Source organism: Alistipes finegoldii DSM 17242 (assembly GCF_000265365.1).
Taxonomy (GTDB): Bacteria; Bacteroidota; Bacteroidia; order Bacteroidales; family Rikenellaceae; genus Alistipes; species Alistipes finegoldii.
The window spans coordinates 331,082-351,105 of record NC_018011.1; the positions used below are offsets into that span (position 1 = coordinate 331,082).

Sequence of the window (20,024 nt, forward strand, 5' to 3'; positions counted from 1 at the left end):
GCCGTCATCCGCCCCTTGCGCCCCTTCCCGGAGGGAAAATCACCGGAAATCACCGAAAAGACCGAAAACCGGCGGTTACAATCTGTAACCAGCCCGACACTTTGCCGGGAAAACTGTAAGTGGCGGACGTTAATCCGCAGAATATGTGTAATAGTAGTAAATTATTTTAAAAATTTATTTGTATATGAATCGCCAAACGTTTATCTTTGCTAGTGAACTTTTTATTTTAAAAAATTAACTAATAGATTAACGCTTATGGTAAAAAAAATCCTACTATCGTTAATTGGAGTACTTGTGTTTGCAGCGGGGGCATTCGCCCAAGCCAAACAAGTGCGCGGTAGTGTCGTTGATGAAAACGGAGCGGCCGTGATCGGCGCTTCGGTTATCGTCAAAGGTACGACCATCGGTGTATCCACCGATCAGCAGGGATTTTTCGTTATGAACAATGTTCCGGCGAAATCCGAGGAACTGCAAATCTCCTATTTGGGGTATGTTACGCAGGATGTGAAGATCCGTCCGAACATGCAGATTACCCTTGTTCCTGACGAGCAGACTATCGAGTCCGTCGTGGTTACGGGTATGACCAAGACCGACAAACGACTCTTTACGGGTGCGGCGGACCGCCTTTCTGCCGACGATGTGAAACTTTCGGGTATGGCCGATATCAGCCGCGGTCTGGAAGGCCGTTCGGCCGGTGTCTCGGTGCAGAACGTATCGGGTACGTTCGGTACCGCTCCCAAGATCCGCGTCCGCGGTGCGACGTCGATCTTCGGCAGCTCGAAGCCCCTCTGGGTTGTGGACGGCGTCATTATGGAGGATGTGATCGACATCGACGCCGACGCACTCTCTTCGGGTGACGCCACGACGCTGATCAGCTCCGCCATCGCAGGTCTCAACGCCGACGACATCGAGAGCTTCAGCATTCTGAAAGACGGTTCCGCAACTTCCATATACGGTGCGCGCGCTATGGCCGGCGTGATCGTCGTTACGACCAAGAAAGGCCGCGCAGGCGAAAGCCGCATCAGCTATACCGGCGACTATACGTTCCGCATGACGCCGCGCTATGCCGATTTCAACATCATGAATTCTCAGGATCAGATGTCGGTATATCAGGAAATGGCCGCTAAGGGCTGGCTCAACAACTCGACTATCGCAAACGCCTCTTCGAGCGGTGTTTACGGCAAAATGTGGGAGCTGGTAAATACGGGCAAACTCGAAAATACGGAGGCTGCGCGCAACCGCTACCTGCGTAAGGCCGAGTACCGCAACACGGACTGGTTCAAGGAACTTTTCCGGAGTTCGCTGATGCACACGCACTCGATCAGCCTCAGCTCCGGTACCGAGAAGTCGCAGTACTACGCTTCGATGAGCGCCATGTTCGATCCGGGATGGACCAAGGCCAGCGAGGTGGAGCGTTATACGGCGAACCTCAACGCTACCTACAATATTTTCGACAATCTGACGCTGAACCTCATTTCGAGCGGCTCTTACCGTAAGCAAACGGCTCCGGGTACGTTGGCCGCGACGACCGACGTGGTATTCGGCGAGGTAAAGCGCGATTTCGACATCAACCCCTACTCGTATGCGATGAATTCGTCCCGGACGCTCGATCCCGATGAATTCTACACGCGCAACTACGCTCCGTTCAACATTCTCGACGAACTTGGGAAGAACTACATCGATCTCAACGTCGTGGATACGAAGTTCCAAGCAGAACTGCGTTACAAACCCGTCACGGGTCTCGAACTGAGCGCACTGGCCGCCATCAAATATTCGGCTACGACGCAGGAGCACAACATTACGGACTATTCGAATCAGGCCCGCGCCTACCGTGCAATGGCTACTACGGTGATCCGTGACAACAACCCGTTCCTGTATACCGATCCCGACAATGCGTATGCAGTGCCTATTTCGATCCTGCCCAAGGGCGGTATCTACAAGCGCCGCGACAACAACATGCTGTCGTACGACTTCCGTTTTGCCGCTTCGTACAATACGGAGATCAACAACCAGCACATTATCAACCTCTACGGAGGTATGGAGGTCAACCAGAGCGACCGTCACGAATCTTGGTTCAACGGCTGGGGTATGCAGTACTCGATGGGCCTGATCCCCTTCTACGCCTACGAGGTATTCAAGAAAGGCAAGGAGGAGAACACCGACTACTTCGGTCTGGCCGACACCCATTACCGCAACGTCGCTTTCTTCTTCAACGGCACCTATTCGTGGAACGGCCGCTACACCCTCAACGGAACCTTCCGTTACGAAGGAACGAACCGCATGGGTAAGAGCCGCAGCGCCCGCTGGCTGCCGACATGGAACGTCGCCGGTGCATGGAACGTACACGAAGAGAATTTCTTCGAGGCGCTGCGTCCCGCACTGTCGCACTTGTCGCTGAAGGCTTCCTACTCGCTGACCGCAGACCGCGGCCCCAGCTTCGTGACCAACTCGCGCGTCGTCATTACGAGCAATACCCCGTGGCGTCCTTCGGCCGGTGTTACCGAGTCGGGTCTGACGATTTACGACTTGGAGAACAGCGAGCTGACTTACGAGAAGAAGAACGAGGTGAACGTCGGTATCGACATGGGCTTCCTGAACAACCGCATCAGCCTCGCAGCCGACTGGTACAAGCGTGACAACCACGACCTGATCGGTGTGATCAACACGCAGGGTATCGGCGGTCAGGTGATGAAATACGGTAACGTCGCCGGTCTGAAATCTTCGGGTGTCGAGCTGACTCTTTCGACCCGCAACATCGAAACCAAGAATTTCAGCTGGTCTACGGACTTCATCTATTCGCACCTGAAAGAGGAGGTGACCGACCTGATGTCGTACAAGCGTGCCATCGACCTCGTATCGGGCACCGGTTTCGGTATGGAAGGCTATCCTTCGCGTTCGATCTTCTCGTTCGACTTCCAAGGCCTGAACGACGAGGGTATCCCGCAGTTCATCAACGAGAAAGGCCAGCTCACGACCACCTCGATCAACTTCCAAGAGCGTAACAACCTCGGACATCTGAAGTATTCGGGTACGGCCGATCCGACGGATTTCGGTAGCTTCGGCAACATGTTCCGTCTCTACGGCTTCAAGCTCAATGTCTTCATCACCTACTCGTTCGGCAATGTGATCCGTCTGGATCCGGTCTTCTCCGAATCCTACAGCGACCTGCTCTCCATGCCGCGCGAGTTCCGCAACCGCTGGATGCGTCCGGGCGATGAGAACCATACGGATATTCCGGTTATCGCCAACAAGCGTCAGGTCAAGAAGGACAACTACCTTTCGCGCGCTTACAATGCCTACAACTATTCGACGGCACGTATCGCCAAGGGCGACTTCATCCGCATGAAGGAGATTTCGCTGACCTACGACTTCCCGAAGCGCTGGATCAAGAAACTCCGTTTCTCAAACATGTCGCTTAAACTTCAGGCTACGAACCTCTTCCTGATCTATGCCGACAAGAAGCTCAACGGTCAGGATCCCGAATTCTTCAATACCGGCGGTGTTGCGGTTCCGGTGCCCAAGCAATTTACGCTGACGCTGAAAATCGGTTTATAACAGACGCTAAAGTTGAAAAATATGAATACGAAAAAAATAACCACGCTAATCGTACTCGCGGCTGCCCTCGTGGCGCTTCCCGCTTGTAACGACTTTTTGGATGAGATGCCGGACAACCGAACCGAACTCGATTCGAGCGACAAGATCACCAGTCTGCTGGTTTCGGCATATTCCGAACATACCTACCCCGTAACCTGCGAATACGCATCGGACAATGTCGATGAAACGGCATTGGTTTCACCGAACTTCGAACCCGAACAGGAAGAGTACTACCGCTGGCAGGACGTTACGGCGGCCGTTACCAACGAAGCGCCTCAGGCCGTATGGAGTCAGTATTACATGGCGATTGCCGCTGCCAACCAAGCGCTCGACGCCATCAAGGAGCTGGGCGGCGCCGACACCCCGCAGCTGAAGGCCGCCAAGGGCGAAGCGCTCATTTGCCGTGCATACGCTCATTTCTGTCTGGCCAATATGTTCTGTCAGGCTTACAATCCGCAGTATGCGTCGGAAGACCTTGGCATCCCCTACATGGAGAAGGCCGAAACGATACTCAACCCCAAATACACCCGCGGTACGCTGGCCGATGTCTATTCCAAGATCGACGCCGACCTGATCGAGGGTCTGCCGCTGATCACCGACGAGTTCTACTCGGTGCCGAAGTACCATTTCAACCAGAAGGCCGCCTATGCTTTTGCAGCCCGTTTCTACCTCTTCTATCAGAAGTGGGACGAGTGTATCGCCGCCGCGAAGGTAGTGCTGGGAAGCGCTCCCGAAACGATGATGCGCGACCTCGAAGCGAACGGCAAGCTGGGACTGCAGTCGGCCGACGGACAGACCCTGCTTCGCACGATGGACTATATCGACTACTCGCACAAGTGCAATCTGCTGCTGCAGACCTCGATAACCGATGCTCCCGGCATTTCGTTCGGTCCTTACAATGCCTACACCGGGTTCTCCCACGGTAACTGGCTGGATCAGACCGAAACCTTCCGCGCTCCGACGGCTCCATGGGGCAGCAGCTATACGCTCTACTCTGCGCCGTATTCAATGAATACCGGTAAAGCCGACAAGTGTTTCGCATGGCGTGCGCCCTACCTCTTCGAGATCAAGGACCCGGTGATGCAGACGGGACTCGCGCATACGGTTTTCCCCGCATTTACGGCCGAAGAGACGCTGCTCTGCCGCGCCGAGGCTTACATCATGAAGAAAGAATACGGCCCGGCTCTGAACGACATGAACCTCTGGATCAGCAAATATGTGAAATCCGGCGCCCAGACGCTCACCGAAGCCAACGTCAACCAGTGGGCGCAGAACACGAAGGAGTATACCCCGGCCAATCCCACGGTGAAGAAACCTTTCGGCGAGACGGCTTTCCCGCTCGAAGCCGGCACGCAGACCAACATGTGCTATGCGCTGCTGCATCTGCGCCGTGTGGAGACCGTACACCTCGGTTTGCGCTGGTTCGACATAAAACGTTACGGCATTACGATCTATCGTCGCAAGCTGGCCAGCTACAACACGCTCGGAAGCGTTACCGACGAACTGCACGCCCGCGACCCGCGCTGCGCGATGCAGCTGCCGATGGATGTCGTTGCCGCAGGCCTGACTCCTAACCCGAGATAATCAGATGCTAACGATAAAACAGGATATACGATGAAAAAGAATATTATATTACTTATGACGGCAGTGTTCGGAGTGTTCGTTTTGGCGGGCTGCTCCGAGGACGACCTGAAAAAGACGAGTGCTGTCCTCGACTCGCCTACCGTCGAGAACGATTTCGACAGATGGCTTACCAAGAACTATTTGGAACCCTACAACATCGATTTCAAATATCGTTTCAAAGATGTTCTGGGCGACATGGACTACAACCTGACTCCCGCAGATTACGGACAGGCGATCAAACTGGCCAAGCTGACGCTGCACCTGACGCTGCAGGTTTACGACGAAGTGACGGGCAACAGGCAGTTCATCAGCGAGAACTTCCCGAAGATCGTCCATGTTATCGGTTCGCCGGCCTATAACGAAAACAACAATATCGTACTCGGTGTGGCCGAAGGCGGTAAGATGATGACCCTTTATCAGGTAAACATCATCGACTATCTGCTGGAGACGAAGAATATCGACCAGCTCAACGAGCTCTTCTTCAAGACCATGCACCATGAGTTCGGTCACATCCTCCACCAGACGCGGCCCTACTCGACCGACTTCAACGCCGTGACGCCTTCGAGCTACGTCGGCGACGCATGCTTCGACACCTATCGGACGGATGCAGCGGCTCGTCAGGCCGGGTTTATCACGCGTTATTCGTCGAAGGCTCCCGATGAGGATTTCGTGGAACAGCTCTCGCTCTACGTAACCTCGACGGCTGCCGAATGGGAAGCCATTCTCGCACAAGGCGGCAGCGCCGGACGTCCGCTTCTCGAACAGAAGAACGATATCATGCGTGCCTACATGCTCAGCACATGGGATATCAATATCGATGAACTGCGAAAAGTGGTATTACGTCGGCAGAATGAGATTTGGTCGCTCGATTATAACATTTAATTCGTAAAAGAGATGAAAAAACTTATCATATTATTAGCGGTTTTGCCGCTTGTCCTCTCTTCGTGCCTCAAAGACGACAAGGACGCTTTCGGCAAAACGGCCAGTGAGCGAATCCGCGAGGTGCAGGAGGGCACCGAAAAGGCGCTGACCGGAGCTGCCAACGGCTGGCTGATGGAGTACTATCCCAGTGCGACGCAGGAGTACGGAGGCATTGCGATCTACATGAAGTTCCAGAACGGAACGGTTACCGTAACTTCCGAAGCGGGAGGCGCCGGCAAGACCGCCGAGAGTCTCTACTCGTACGATCAGGATTACGGTCCCACGATCAATTTCGACACTTACAATCCCTACTTCCATATCTATTCGGAGCCGAACTCCGGTGTCGGCCCGACCAATACGGGTATGGGAGGTGACAGCGAGTTCATCATCATGAGCTACGCGGCCGACAAAGTCGTTCTGCGCGGCAAGAAGACCCAGAACACCATCGTGCTGACTCCCCTGCCGGAAACCGCATGGAACACGATGTTCGGCAAATATTCCGCGGATGTGAACAAGATGGACAATTTCCGGTCCTACGAACTCGTTCTCAACGGCAAGACCTACGACATTTCGCGCGAGGTGGCGGCCGGTTATAACTCCCGTTATTTTTCGGTTGTGACTGAAAACGGAACGATTCCCGCAAGCTTCATCTACACGCAGGATACCGGACTCAAGTTCTATGAGCCGCTGGTTGTCGACGGAGTGTCGATCGAGGAGATGACTTGGAGCGGCGGCATGTTCACCGACGAGGTAAGCGGCGCCCGGATTCAGGAAACGGTATCCAACAATAAGTTTACCTTCGCCGTATCGGGAATCAAGGCAACTTCGGTCGACGTAGAAACGACGCCGACTGTTGCAAACGAGTACTACTATTTCGACGTCGTGCCGTCGAGTGCATTCGCAAGTGCATCGGATGAGGAGATTCTGTACGAACTGATGGACGGAATCACGTCGATGAACCAATTGTCGCTCGGCAAAATGATGAAAACGCTGACGGTAGATTCCGACACGGAGTACATACCCTGCGCATTCGGTCTTAAAATCGTAAACGGCTGGATCTATCCGATCACGGAACTGGCAAAGGGCACCGCTTTCGTGAGCGGTCAGGGCGATCCGATGTCGCCGGAATACCAAGCATGGCTCGGTACATGGACCGTCACCAGTACGTCGTCCGAAAAGAGCAAGCAGCCGATTACATTCGACATCACGCTTGCCAAGAAGGTCGCCAACACCTCTTATTCGCTGACCGGCTGGGATATTTCGGTCCGCCGACTGACTTGGGCGGGAACTGCCGACTTCAAAGCAACCAACAATTCGTTCGAGATCATAAACGGGCAAGAACTCCCGTATTCGGATCCCAACGGTACGCCGTATCTTATCGCCCGCGGAATCGCAGCATCGGGCACCTATATCGTCTCTGGCAGCTACCCGGCTCTGACCGGCGTTATGAATTCCGACGGAACAGCTTCCGTTTCCTGCTATAAGGGCAAGTTCTCGGACGGCGAAGAGTTTACCGTAGGTACGGTAGGATATTTCATAGATACCGGAGGCAGCTACGGATCTTATGGTCCCGCAGCAGGATTTACATCGGGAGATCATCCGGTCGGACCGTTCAAGATGGTTAAGAAATCGGCTGCCGGCGCCCCCGCCAAAGCCGCTGCTCTGACGAACGTCAATACTGTAATCCGGTACCACAAATTATCGGATATTCCGCAGATGAATTTATCGTCGTTTCAGATCGGCATCAATGTAAAAGCTGCAAAGCTCGAATAAGAGCCCTTGCATTATTGATCAATAGGGGTGGGAGGAGTCATTATCGAATGACTCCTCCCAAATTTTAGAGGGATTACCATCGTTTCATCTGCATGAGTTCGGTATTGCACCGGACTCATGTTTGTCAATGGACTCTTAGGCGCGCAGGCAGGCGCAGCCGACTGCCGGAGAGGTCTTCAAGCGGAATGCAGGCTGGGACGGTTCGTCTCCATAAAATAATAAATAGGATAATAATTTGCATAAATCCGCACAAAATCGCATATTTGTATCTTAATCTTCCGTTACGAACCATTTATGGAATCTTTTTTGAACCATACGCCGGCGGCATATACACACTGCAAATCCGCTCCGGAAGATCTGCCGCTCCTATCCTTTGTCAACTATTCAAAATCATAGTTATGAACAACAGAAAATTACTCATTTTTGCGTCATTCCTGCTGTTGGCGGGCTGTACGACCGATCCGGATATGGATAATAACGTGGGGGGGGTACTTCCGCGCAGACTCCGTCGGCCAAGATCGTCAACACCTCCGCCGATGCGGCGGCCGAAACGCTTCTGGTCTATTTCAACGACCGTGCGGTCGAAAGCATCGAAAGCACCGCTGCCGCAACCCGCACTGCGGCGACCCGTTCGGGAGTCGCCTCCGTAGACGACGTTCTGAGCCGTCTGGAGATCGTTTCGTTGGAACGTCTTTTCACTTACGACGCCCGGAGCGAAGAACAGACCCGCGCCGCAGGGCTGCATAAATGGTACATACTCACCTTCGGCCAAGGCGCGGATCTGGAAAAAGCCGCAAGGGAGCTGGCCGGAGTGGCCGAAGTGAGCCGCATACAATTCGACACGAAACTGCAAAAGGCATCGGTCGGCAATCCCATGCCGTTCAGAATCGACGAGACGGGGACGACCCGCGCCGATTTCTCCGGCAGCGGCTTCAATGATCCCGGACTTCCGAACCAATGGCACTACAGCAACAACGGCGACAAAATGTTCGCGGCTACGACGGCCGCAGGCGCCGACATCAATGTTCCGGAGGCATGGAAACTGACCGGCGGCAGCCCTTCGATCATCGTCGCCATCGTCGATGAAGGCGTGAAATACACCCATCCCGATCTGGCCGACAACATGTGGGTAAATAAGGCCGAACTGAACGGTGCGGCAAACACCGACAATGATGGGAACGGCTATAAGAACGACGTACATGGCTACAACTTCGCTACAAACTCCTCCGATCTGACATGGAGTGTATCGCATTATGACAATAAAGGCAAATACGACGGCGATTCGGGCCACGGCACCCACGTCGCAGGTACGGTAGCCGCCGTAAACAACAACGGCAAAGGCGTCTGCGGCGTAGCGGGCGGCACGGGCAGCAACGACGGCGTGAAACTCATGTCGTGCCAGATTTTTTCGGGCGGAAACGGCGGCACCATCTCGACTTCGGTCCGCGCGATCAAATACGCCGCCGACAACGGCGCCTCGATCATCCAGTGTTCGTGGGGCTACCCCACTCAGTCGCCGTTCACGTCGGACAGCTATTATGAAAGGAATTACGCTGCGGAAAAAGAGGCGATCGACTACTTCGTTTCGAAAAAGAACAACGACGTACTCGACGGAGGCCTTGCGATCTTCGCCGCAGGCAACGACGCCACCAACTTCGCAAGTTATCCGGGCGGCTACCGCAGCTACGTTTCGGTCACCTCGTTCGGCCCGGACTACCTGCCGGCCTACTACACGAATTACGGTCCCGGCTGCAACGTCGCGGCTCCGGGCGGCGACGCCAGCATCTCGCCCGCAGGAACCAGCGCCGCGCAGGTGCTTTCGACACTGCCTTCCGAGCTGCCCGCAGAACTCGGCACCGACGGAGCCGACTACGGCTACATGCAGGGCACCTCGATGGCCTGCCCCCACGTATCGGGCGTCGCTGCGCTGGGACTCTCCTACGCGCTGGCCAAAGGCAGGCATTACACGGTGGACGAGTTCAAATCGATGCTCCTGACCGCCGTAAACGACATCGACTCCTATATCATCGGCGGCACCAAAAACGGCATGGTACTCCGCAACTACCGCAAGAATATGGGCACCGGATCGATCGATGCCTACCAGCTGCTGATGCAGATCGAAGGCACGCCCTGCCTGCCGGCTAAAGTCGGCGTACAGCAGGTGCTCTCGCTCGACAAGTTCTTCGGGCAGGCTTCGGCGAACCTGACCTACAAGAGCGCCGAAATGTCGCAGGCCGACATGGACAAGCTGGGGATCACCGCCGCGCCTGCGTTCTCGTACGGAAAACTGCAGATCAAATGCACCAAACCGGGCGTCGCCAAGATCAAGATCAAGGCCATGGCCGGAAGTTCCTCGGCAAACGGAGAGATGAGCGGCATGGAGATCACCAAGGAGTTCGCGATCATCGCCCGCGCGGTACAAGCCGGCAACGGGGGTTGGTTATAATATAAACGTATGAAAACTATGAGAAAGACTATCTATATCGTACTGGCCGCATTGGGCCTGTGTCTGTTCGCCGGCTGCGGATCGTCGGACAAGGAGAAGGTGTCGCCCACGGCAAAACAGCTCGTCGGCGAGTGGCAGCTCAAGACATGGACGGGCGAGACTCCGCAGGATTTCGATATTTACCTCTCGTTCGGAGCGGACAATACTTTCGAGATATACCAAAGGCTCGCCGAGGTAAAATACCAGAAATTCACCGGCAGTTATCAGGTGCAGAACGACGTGCTCAGCGGAAAATACAGCGGCGGCAAGAACTTCGGAAGCACCTACGACATTTCATTCAACGAATCGGGCAGCACGCTGACGCTGACCAGCGCCACGAACGTTACGGAAGTGAGCGTATACGAGCGCAGCACGATTCCGAATTCGGTCAAGGAGGGCGCCGCCGTGATGAAATCCACCCGTTCGGCGGTACGGCTGGCGCTGTAGGCCGTCCGCCGCAAAGGTCAAAACAGAGAATCTCCGGTCTTATGACCGGAGATTTTTTCATGCCGGAGTCATTCACACCCCACCGGCGGCCGATTTCCGGACGCAAACGCCGTTCATGTCCGAAAAACTGTTATATTTGCCCTCTGGAAGAGAAATTATATTTACAGAAACATCAGACGGACAGCCGGATAGCTCTCGATTTCCGTTTTGGCACATTTTTCACTATCTTTGGACAAAATACGTTACATATTATGAACATCACCGAAATTCTGCCCGGCATTCATTACGTCGGGGTCAATGATCGCACGACAACCCGTTTCGAAGGCCTCTGGTCGCTTCCCCACGGAGTTTCATACAACGCATATCTGGTCGCAGACGAGAAGGTCGCCCTGATCGACACCGTCGAAGAGGCTTTCGGAAGCCGTTTGTTCGAAAATATCCGCGAGACGATCGGCGACCGCCCGATCGACTACCTCGTGGTCAATCACATGGAGCCGGACCACTCGTCGTCCATCCGCGCCCTGCGCCTGCTCTACCCCGACATCCGGATCGTCGGCAATGCCAAGACGCTGCAAATGATCCAAGGCTTCTACGGCATCGACACCGGGACGCTCGAAGTCAAGGAGGGCGACACGATTTCGCTCGGCGCGAAGACGCTCTCGTTCTACATGGCGCCGATGGTACACTGGCCCGAAACGATGGTCACGTGGTGCGCCGAAGCCGGGACGCTCTTCTCTGGCGACGCTTTCGGCACGTTCGGGGCTATCGACGGCGGCATCACCGATTCGCAGCTCGACCCGTCGCGCTACTGGGACGAGATGCGCCGCTACTACGCCTGCATCGTGGGCAAATACGGCGGCCCCGTGCAGAAAGCGCTGGCAAAGGTCCGCGGACTGAACCCCACGACCATCTGTTCGACCCACGGTCCCGTATGGCAGCGGCAGATTCCGCAGGTAATGGATATTTACGACCGTCTGAGCCGCTACGAGGGAGAACCCGGCGTAGTGCTCGCCTACGGTTCGATGTACGGCAACACGGAGCAGATGGCCGAACGCATCGCCCGCGAGCTTGCGAGCCGGGGCGTCGGCCCGATCGTCATGTACAACCTTTCGTTCGCCGACGAATCGGTCGTGCTGCGCGACGTGTTCCGCTACGACACGCTGATCGTCGGCGCGCCGACCTACAACGGAGGCATCTACCCGCCCGCGGCGCGCCTGCTCGACCTGATCGCCGCTCGCTGCGTCCCGCAGCGCAACTTCGGGTGGTTCGGATCGTTCTGCTGGGCCGGGGCCGCCGTGCGCGGCATGGGCGAATTCGCGCAGCGCATGAAGTGGGAGCCGATCTGCGATCCCGTGGAGATGAAGCAGGGCTTCTCGTCCGGCTGCCACGACTTCTGCAGCCGGTTCGCCGACGGCGTCGCCGAGCGCTTCCGCCGCTGAACATACACACACCAAAAACTCACAATATGAAAATCGCAGTCGTAGGAACGGGGTACGTCGGTCTGGTTTCGGGGGCTTGTTTCGCCGAAATGGGCCTCGACATCACGTGCGTCGATATAGACAAAAAGAAGATCGACGGGCTGAACAACGGCGTCATCCCGATCTATGAACCGGGGCTGGAAGAGGTCGTCCGGCGCAATGTCGAAGAGGGCCGTCTGCACTTCACGACCGAACTCACGGATTGTCTTGACAACGTGGAGGTGGTCTTCTCGGCCGTAGGCACGCCGCCCGACGAGGACGGCTCGGCCGACCTGAAATACGTGCTGAAAGTGGCCCGCACGTTCGGGCGGAATATCAAGAAATATACGGTGCTGGTGACCAAAAGCACCGTTCCGGTAGGTACTGCGCAGAAAGTCAAGGCCGTAATCCGCGAAGAGCTTGCCCGGCGGAAGTGCAAGGTGCCGTTCGACGTCGCTTCGAACCCCGAATTTCTGAAGGAGGGCGCGGCTGTCAAGGACTTCATGTCGCCCGACCGCGTGGTCGTGGGCGTCGAAAGCGAACGGGCGCGCAAGCTGATGACCAAGCTCTACCGGCCGTTCCTGATCAACAATTTCCGCGTGCTGTTCATGGACATTCCCTCGGCCGAGATGACCAAATACGCCGCCAACGCCATGCTGGCGACGCGAATTTCGTTCATGAACGAGATCGCCAACCTGTGCGATCTGGTAGGCGCCGACGTCGAGATGGTCCGCAAAGGAATCGGTTCCGACGCCCGCATCGGCAGCAAATTCCTCTATCCGGGCTGCGGTTACGGCGGCTCGTGCTTTCCGAAGGACGTGAAGGCGCTGGCCCACACGGCACACGAACACGGCTACACGATGCAGGTGATCGAAGCCGTGGAGCGGGTCAACGAACGCCAGAAGTCGATCGTTTTCGACAAATTGCAGCTGGCGCTGGGCGACCTGCGCGGCAAGACCGTAGCCGTCTGGGGACTCGCCTTCAAACCCGAAACGGACGACATACGCGAAGCACCGGCATTGGTCGTGATCGACCGGCTGCTCGAAGCGGGAGCGACGGTCCGCGCATACGATCCGGTCGCAGCCAACGAATCCCGCCGCAGGCTCGGCGAAGAGCGCGTTTATCATGCCGCGTCGATGTACGAAGCCGCCGAAGGAGCCGACGCCGTCGCGCTGATCACCGAGTGGAAGCAGTTCCGCATGCCCGACTGGACGCTCCTGCGTTCGGCCATGCGCGACAACATCATCGTGGACGGCCGCAATATCCTCGACAAGGAGGAGGCGCTGAACGCCGGATTCCGCTATTACGGCATCGGGAAATAACAGGTGCAGCGGCATCCGGAATGCAATCCGGCAGGCTGCAGGAAGCGGTAACCGTATATAACACGAAGGCCGGAGCATACACTCCGGCCTTCGTGTTATCGTCTCGGCGATCCTACATGCGGACCTTGACGATGATCTTGCGTATGCTTCCCTCGCCCACCATCGGCGCATGGCCGTCCTCAGGCATGAGGATCGTAAACTGACCGGGACGGATCGTGTAGCAGGTCTGCGGCTCGTCGTCGAAGAGCTGAATATCCTTCTCGGCATCGAACCCGCCCAGCGGTTTGCTCAGGACGGCACGTTCGCTCCAGCCGAAGGTCTCGCGCTCGCCGCGGACAAGCACCTGAATGTCGAGATAGGCGTTGTGGATTTCCAGCTTGGCGTCGGCGGGCTTCTTCAATTCGGTATCCATGACATTCACATAAATATCCTTGCCGTCGAGTTCGTGGATACCGGATTCCATCTTCACCCAGTCGGTCGAGGCGATGAAACCGAAAGCTTTTTCCAGACGCGGATTCAACGAATAATAGAGCGCGCTGTTTTTCAAAGAGTCGAAAATCATAATTATATCGGATTAGTTGTTCATTGCATTTTTCCGCAGCCGGACGACGACGGGATGGTGGTCCGAGTAATCGACCGTGGGCACCTCGTACGAAAGCGCATCGAACCCCTCCGAGCTGAGCACGTAGTCGATCCGCAGGGTATTGAAAAATCCGCGGAACGTATGCGAATAGCCCGAACCGCACTGGCTGAAAGCGTCGTTCAGTCCCTTGGCCATGGTGCGGTAAACGTACGACATGGGCGTATCGTTGAAGTCGCCGCAGACGATGCACCGCGAACGCCACGCCTCCACCACCACCGCGATGCTGTCCACCTGCGCGGCACGCAGCACGCTGTTCTCGCGGAAACGGCCCGCCATGCTCCGCAGTTTGTCCTCGCGCGCCGTATCGGAGAGAAATCCGCGGCTGGTGAGGTAGTCGTTGTCGGCCGCCTTGATCGCCGTCGAACGCAGGTGGTTGTTGAACACCCGGATCGTATCGTCGCCGATCAGCAGATCGGCCCAGACCGAGGTGCCGGGGGTCAGTACGACGCCGGAGCGCAGGATGCGGTATTTGCTCAGGATCACCAGCGGCGCGCCGTAAAGCGAATCGGGCGCCTGCGTACGTCCGAAAACAGCGCTTTCGTACTTCTCGTCCAGCAATGCGAACTCGTCGGACTGCCCGGCCAGCCGCGCGTTGAACTCCTGCAGGCAGATGATATCGGGATTATGGTCGCCGATCAACTGCAGCACGTCTCCCACGCTGCTGAGTCCGTTCTCGCCGTAGAATCCCCGCACGTTATAGGTCATCACCTTGAAGGCGCGGCGGTCGTACCTCTCGTCGCCGTAATTACGGCGGAACTCAGGTCTGTAGAAAAGCGACACCTTGAAAAGCCCGACGACCACCAGCGCGACCATGATTCCGGCCCGCACCAGCCGCCAGCGGATGATCCAATAGAGCGCCAGCACAACCGTGACGACATAGACCGCCGGTGCGGCCAGCCCCAGCACGGGGAAGAACCACACCCGGCCCGGATCGACGTAGGGGACGAAAAAGGTGACGACCATCGTAACGGCCGTTACGGCCGTCAGGAGCGTCATCAGCAGATCGAGCAGCCGCAGCAACAGACTGCGCCGCGGCTTACGGCCGCGGTCGCTGTCATAACCGCTGTAATAGGTCTCGGACATAGGGTCAGAAACGGATTATGCCCCGCTGTTTCCACCATTGAAGCAGCAGGAAGCCCCACAACATGCCTCCCACATGGGCGAAATGCGCCACATTGCCCACGCCGCGCCAGCCCAAGAACAGTTCGATCACACCGTAGATGACAACGAACCATTTGGCCTTCATCGGAATCGGGGGAATCAGCAGCATGATGACCGCATTGGGGTGCAGGACACCGAAGGCCAGCAGCAGTCCCATCACGGCGCCCGAAGCGCCGACCAGCACCAGCGGGAATTCGCCGAAGGCCAGTGCCGTCAGGTATTGGATAAGCGCCGCGCCGATGCCGCAGACCATGTAATAGGTCAGAAAGCGTTTCTGCCCCAATTCATACTCCAGCGTACGCCCGAACATCCAGAGAGCGAACATGTTGAAGAAGATATGTTCGAAATTGGCATGCAGGAACATGTAGGTGATGAACTGATAGACATGGAAAAACGGCGTACCGAGCGACAGGGCGCAGTACTCCATGATCGCATTGCCCGCCTTCGGCAGCAACGCCGTGGCCATGAAGATCAGGACGTTGATGATTATCAGATTCAACACCACCGGGGGCGTCTGGAAATAATTCCTGTTCATAAATTATCTTTTTTCAGTTTCGTTGCGGTTTTCTCCCCGTCCCGTCTCTCAGGGCTGCAAACGCGGCCCGGCCTGCATTCGCAAACCCGATCATGCGGGGAGCGGTTTTCAATTTTCCGCCCCGGAAACAAGCCGCATGGAGCCGGCCGGATCAGGGCGCCGAAAATTTATGCAAATGTACGTTTTTCCGCCGGATTATCCCAACTTGGCCCGGATATCTTCGACGGTTATCTCGGCGGTTATGGCTTTGCCCGATGGCGAAAAGCTGAAATTGCCCGAAGCGGCCAGCCGCGCGAGCAGTGCGGCGGCTTCGTCGCGCGACATGAGGCGCGCAGTCTGCTTCGCGGCTCCGCGCGCCATCACGGCGGCGATCTTCTCGCGCCGCACGTCGGCCAGCGACACGGGCGTCGAGAAGGCCTGCAGCAGTTCGTAAAGCAGCTGGTCCACCGAGTCGGCAGGCATGTCGGCCGGCGTGCCCTTCACCTCGACGGCGCAGTCGCCCTGAAAATCGAGATCGAAGCCCAGCGATGCGAATTCGACGGCATTCTCTTCGAGCAGGGCGTATTCGCTGTCCGAAAGCACCAGCCGTTCGGGAAACAGCAGCTGCTGACTCACCGACGAACCGCTGCCGAGCATCTTCAGGTAGTCTTCGTAAAGTATCCGTTCACGGGCGCGGCGCACGTCCACCACCACGAACCGTCCGCCCAGCAGGGCGGCGACATAGCCGCCTCCGAGCGGCAGCGGATCGGTAAATTCGGGCCGCCCGTCAACGTCGAGACGCTGTTGCTCGACCGTCGCTTCGGAGGGGATGAATTCCAGCTCGCTGGCATCGAAACCGCTCTCCGAAGTCACTTCGAAGCCCCCGCCCGACACGAAATCCTCGAAGGCGTCGTCCGCCGCAGAGGGAATCGAAAATTCGTCGGCGCCGCTGCCGGCCGCAGGAAATCCCCCGCCCCCGGCGCTGCGCAGGCCGCCCGGCAAAGCGACACCCGAACCGCGTCCTCCGCCGCGCGGAGCGAAGCCCGCGCCGGCATTGTCGGAGAGAGTTTGGCCGTTGTCGCTGAACGGCACGTCGAATCCGGCGAAATCGACGTTCGGATCGGGCGCCGACGGGTCGATGTACTCTTCGCGGAAAGGATTGTATTCGCTGTTGGACATGGCCCGCGGCTCGCTGTAGACCGCCCCTTTGGTCAGCACCGGAATCTCGACGATGCCTTCGCGGTCGAAATCCATCAGCGGCACGGCGCCCGTCTTGGCGAGCGTTTCGCGCACGGCGGCGTTCACGATCTGCCACACGGCCTCCTCGTCGGCGAATTTCACCTCGGTTTTCTGCGGGTGGACATTGACGTCGATGCGCGACGGGTCGATCGTCAGGTAGAGGAAATACGACGGCGAACTGCTTTCGGGAATCAGCTTCTCGTACGCCTTCATGATGGCGCTCGTGAGGTACGAACTCTTGAAATAGCGGCCGTTTACGAAGAGGTACTGTTCGCCGTTGCGCCGTTTGGCGGCGGCGGGACGGCCGATGTAGCCTTCGATGCGGGCGATCGAAGTGTCGGCCTCGACCTCCAGCAGATTCTGCTTGATATGGCGTCCCACCACATCGACGATACGTCCGGCGAGCGACGCCGCACCCAGCGTATAGACCGAGGCGTCGTTGGCGTATAGCTCGAAGGCGATCTGCGGATTGCACAACGCCACACGCTGGAATTCCGACTTGATCTGCGCCGCCGACGTGGTGCTCTTGTCCAGAAAACGGCGGCGGGCAGGCACGTTGTAGAAAAGGTTGCGCACGAAAAACTGCGACCCCACGGGACACATCACCGGGGTCTGTCCGGCGAACTGGCCGCCGTTGATCTCGGTCTGCGTGCCGACTTCGTCGCCCTCCTGCCGCGTCCGCAGTTCGACCTGCGCCACGGCGGCGATCGAAGCCAGCGCTTCGCCGCGGAAGCCGAAAGTATTGAGTGCGTAAATATCGTCCACGGAGGTTATCTTGCTCGTGGCGTGGCGGTCGAAAGCCATGCGCGCGTCGATGGGCGACATGCCGCAGCCGTCGTCCACGATCTGAATCAGGTCCTTGCCGCCGTCGCGGAAATTGACCTTTACGGTGCGTGCGCCTGCGTCGATCGCATTCTCCATCATCTCCTTGACCACCGAGGCGGGACGGTTGACGACCTCGCCCGCCGCGATCTGATTGGCTACGACCTCCGGTAATAATCTGATCTTATCTGCCATCTACTCCTGATAATCGTTGGGTACCACCGTGATAGGCTGCTCCTGCCACTCGACGTCGGAAATGCCCGACTGATCAAGCCCGTTGCGCCGCACCGTCTCTTCGGCACCCACCGCTTCGGTCTGCGCCGGGGCCGAGGTCCGCGCCCGCAGGAAAACGTCGGCGAGCCTCGGATAGAGAATATAGATGAAAAGCAGCACCAGAACCGCGCCTACGACCATCTTCCAAATGCGGTCGCGGCCCGTCTTCTCCTCCTTGGAACGGCGTGCGGCGCGCGCATCGCGCTGGGTGCGGATATATTGTCCGGGGCGGTATTCACCGCCGGCGTCTTCGGCTCTTTCGCCCCGAAGCTCGGCGCGGCGCTGTTCGCGCGCCTCCTTTTCGGGATCGTAATAACGCGGTATGTAGTTGAACTTGTTCGCGTGCTTCTTGAACGGGGTGAAACCTAACATGGCATGTCCTCCTATTTTTTTGTAAAGATACGAATTCTTCCGCAATTTTATTGCCCCGAATTCCTTTTTCCGGCACGGACGCATGCGTCCGCCGCGCGCGGGAAGCGGGTTGCGGCCGGGGCGGCTCCCGATCTGCCAATACGGCGGAATGCCGGAACCCGCAGGGGTATTCAGCACTCCGCCGTAGAGACGAAACCGTATCGTTTCCTAACGGAAGAAACTCTTCATCCGCTCGAAAATATTCTGGTTTTTGACCGAGTCGGCTTTCTGGAAACCGGGCTGCCGGGACAACTCCTCGACCAGCCGCTTCTCCTCGGCATTGAGTTTCGACGGAATGGTGATGTCCACCACGACCAGCTCGTCGCCGCGGCCGTAACCGTTCACGTCGGGCAAACCCTTGCCGCCCAGACGCAGCACCTTGCCGGCATGCGTTCCCGGAGCGATCTTGATCTTGGCGCGGCCGTCTACCGTCGGCACCTCGACCGTACCGCCCAGCAGAGCCAGCGTCACGGTGATATTGAGGTTGTGAATCAGGTCGTTGCCGTCGCGCATCAGTTCGGGATGCGGCTCCTCTTCGATCAGCACTTGCAAGTCGCCGTTGACGCCGCCGTGGCGCGCGGCGTTGCCCTTGCCCGTGACGGTGAGCATCATGCCCTCGCCCACGCCGGCCGGAATCTTGATCTCCACGACCTCCGAACCGCGGACGGTGCCTTCGCCCTTGCACTTGTCGCAGGGCGAAGTGATGACCTTGCCCGTACCGCCGCAGGTCGGGCACACACTCTGGGTCTGCATGCGGCCGAAAAAGGTGTTTTCGACGCGCGTCACATGGCCCGTGCCGTTACACGTCGAGCAGGTCGAATAGGAATCGGCGTCCTTGGCTCCCGTGCCGCCGCACTTGTCGCAGGCGACGGTCTTGTTGATCTTGAGCTTCTTGGTGACGCCGTTGGCGATCTCGGCCAGCGTCAGCCTGACCTTGATGCGGATATCGGAGCCGCGGTTCACGCGCCGGCCGCCGGACGACGACGAACGGAACCCGCCCCCGCCGAAATGTCCGCCGAAAATATCGCCGAACTGTGAGAAAATATCCTCCATCGAGAAGCCTCCGCCGCTGAAGCCGCCGAAACCGCCTCCGCCGCCTGCCGCGCCGCTCATGCCGGCATGGCCGAACTGGTCGTAACGGGCACGCTTGTCGGGGTTCGACAACACGTCGTAGGCTTCTGCTGCCTCCTTGAATTTCTCCTCGGCCTGCTTGTCGCCCGGATTCTTGTCCGGGTGATACTGAATGGCAGCCTTGCGGTAGGCCTTCTTTATTTCGTCGGCGTTAGCGTTCTTCTGGACGCCCAGCACTTCGTAGTAATCCCTCTTTTCAGCCATCTTC

The 20,024-nt window shown here is 57.4% G+C and carries 14 protein-coding genes; 8 read left to right on the plus strand and 6 right to left on the minus strand.

What is annotated here, in order from left to right; translation table 11 throughout:
• Window positions 1–255: 255 nt before the first annotated feature.
• The 8 genes from ALFI_RS01560 to ALFI_RS01595 all read left to right on the plus strand — a co-directional run bounded on the left by ALFI_RS01560 (window position 256) and on the right by ALFI_RS01595 (window position 13,622).
• The gene (locus ALFI_RS01560; protein WP_014774508.1) at window positions 256–3,555 is read left to right on the plus strand and encodes a SusC/RagA family TonB-linked outer membrane protein; all 3,300 of its coding nucleotides are present in this window, start codon (window positions 256–258) and stop codon (window positions 3,553–3,555) included.
• Window positions 3,556–3,576: 21 nt separating this feature from the next.
• A complete protein-coding gene (locus ALFI_RS01565) occupies window positions 3,577–5,178 on the plus strand; it encodes a RagB/SusD family nutrient uptake outer membrane protein (protein WP_014774509.1) in 1,602 nt (533 codons plus the stop codon).
• Window positions 5,179–5,208: 30 nt separating this feature from the next.
• Window positions 5,209–6,099 (plus strand): zinc-binding metallopeptidase, encoded by an 891-nt coding sequence (locus ALFI_RS01570; RefSeq protein ID WP_014774510.1) that lies wholly within the window; start codon window positions 5,209–5,211, stop codon window positions 6,097–6,099.
• Window positions 6,100–6,111: 12 nt separating this feature from the next.
• The gene (locus ALFI_RS01575) at window positions 6,112–7,911 is read left to right on the plus strand and encodes a DUF4302 domain-containing protein (RefSeq protein ID WP_014774511.1); all 1,800 of its coding nucleotides are present in this window, start codon (window positions 6,112–6,114) and stop codon (window positions 7,909–7,911) included.
• 682 nt (window positions 7,912–8,593) lie between these two features.
• The gene (locus ALFI_RS01580; RefSeq protein ID WP_479682058.1) at window positions 8,594–10,357 is read left to right on the plus strand and encodes a S8 family serine peptidase; all 1,764 of its coding nucleotides are present in this window, start codon (window positions 8,594–8,596) and stop codon (window positions 10,355–10,357) included.
• Between the two features lie 18 nt (window positions 10,358–10,375).
• Window positions 10,376–10,843 (plus strand): lipocalin-like domain-containing protein, encoded by a 468-nt coding sequence (locus tag ALFI_RS01585; RefSeq protein WP_014774512.1) that lies wholly within the window; start codon window positions 10,376–10,378, stop codon window positions 10,841–10,843.
• 251 nt (window positions 10,844–11,094) lie between these two features.
• On the plus strand, window positions 11,095–12,282 hold the full coding sequence (locus ALFI_RS01590) for an FprA family A-type flavoprotein (RefSeq protein ID WP_009598603.1): 1,188 nt from the start codon (window positions 11,095–11,097) through the stop codon (window positions 12,280–12,282).
• Window positions 12,283–12,308: 26 nt separating this feature from the next.
• Entirely contained in the window at window positions 12,309–13,622 is a 1,314-nt protein-coding gene (locus ALFI_RS01595; protein ID WP_014774513.1) for a UDP-glucose dehydrogenase family protein, read from the plus strand.
• 112 nt (window positions 13,623–13,734) lie between these two features.
• Here ALFI_RS01595 and ALFI_RS01600 read toward each other — a convergent pair whose 3' ends face one another.
• From ALFI_RS01600 to dnaJ, 6 genes are all read right to left on the minus strand, one after another.
• On the minus strand, window positions 13,735–14,184 hold the full coding sequence (locus ALFI_RS01600) for a NanQ anomerase/TabA/YiaL family protein (RefSeq protein WP_014774514.1): 450 nt from the start codon (window positions 14,182–14,184) through the stop codon (window positions 13,735–13,737).
• 12 nt (window positions 14,185–14,196) lie between these two features.
• The gene (locus ALFI_RS01605) at window positions 14,197–15,348 is read right to left on the minus strand and encodes an endonuclease/exonuclease/phosphatase family protein (RefSeq protein WP_009598601.1); all 1,152 of its coding nucleotides are present in this window, start codon (window positions 15,346–15,348) and stop codon (window positions 14,197–14,199) included.
• Window positions 15,349–15,352: 4 nt separating this feature from the next.
• Entirely contained in the window at window positions 15,353–15,961 is a 609-nt protein-coding gene (locus tag ALFI_RS01610; RefSeq protein ID WP_009598629.1) for a rhomboid family intramembrane serine protease, read from the minus strand.
• A 195-nt stretch (window positions 15,962–16,156) separates the two neighbouring features.
• Complete coding sequence (gene mutL / locus ALFI_RS01615; RefSeq protein WP_014774515.1) at window positions 16,157–18,196, minus strand: DNA mismatch repair endonuclease MutL; 2,040 nt, start codon at window positions 18,194–18,196, stop codon at window positions 16,157–16,159.
• A complete protein-coding gene (locus ALFI_RS01620; protein WP_014774516.1) occupies window positions 18,197–18,646 on the minus strand; it encodes a hypothetical protein in 450 nt (149 codons plus the stop codon).
• Between the two features lie 207 nt (window positions 18,647–18,853).
• The gene (gene dnaJ / locus ALFI_RS01625; RefSeq protein WP_014774517.1) at window positions 18,854–20,020 is read right to left on the minus strand and encodes a molecular chaperone DnaJ; all 1,167 of its coding nucleotides are present in this window, start codon (window positions 20,018–20,020) and stop codon (window positions 18,854–18,856) included.
• Between the last annotated feature and the right edge of the window lie 4 nt (window positions 20,021–20,024).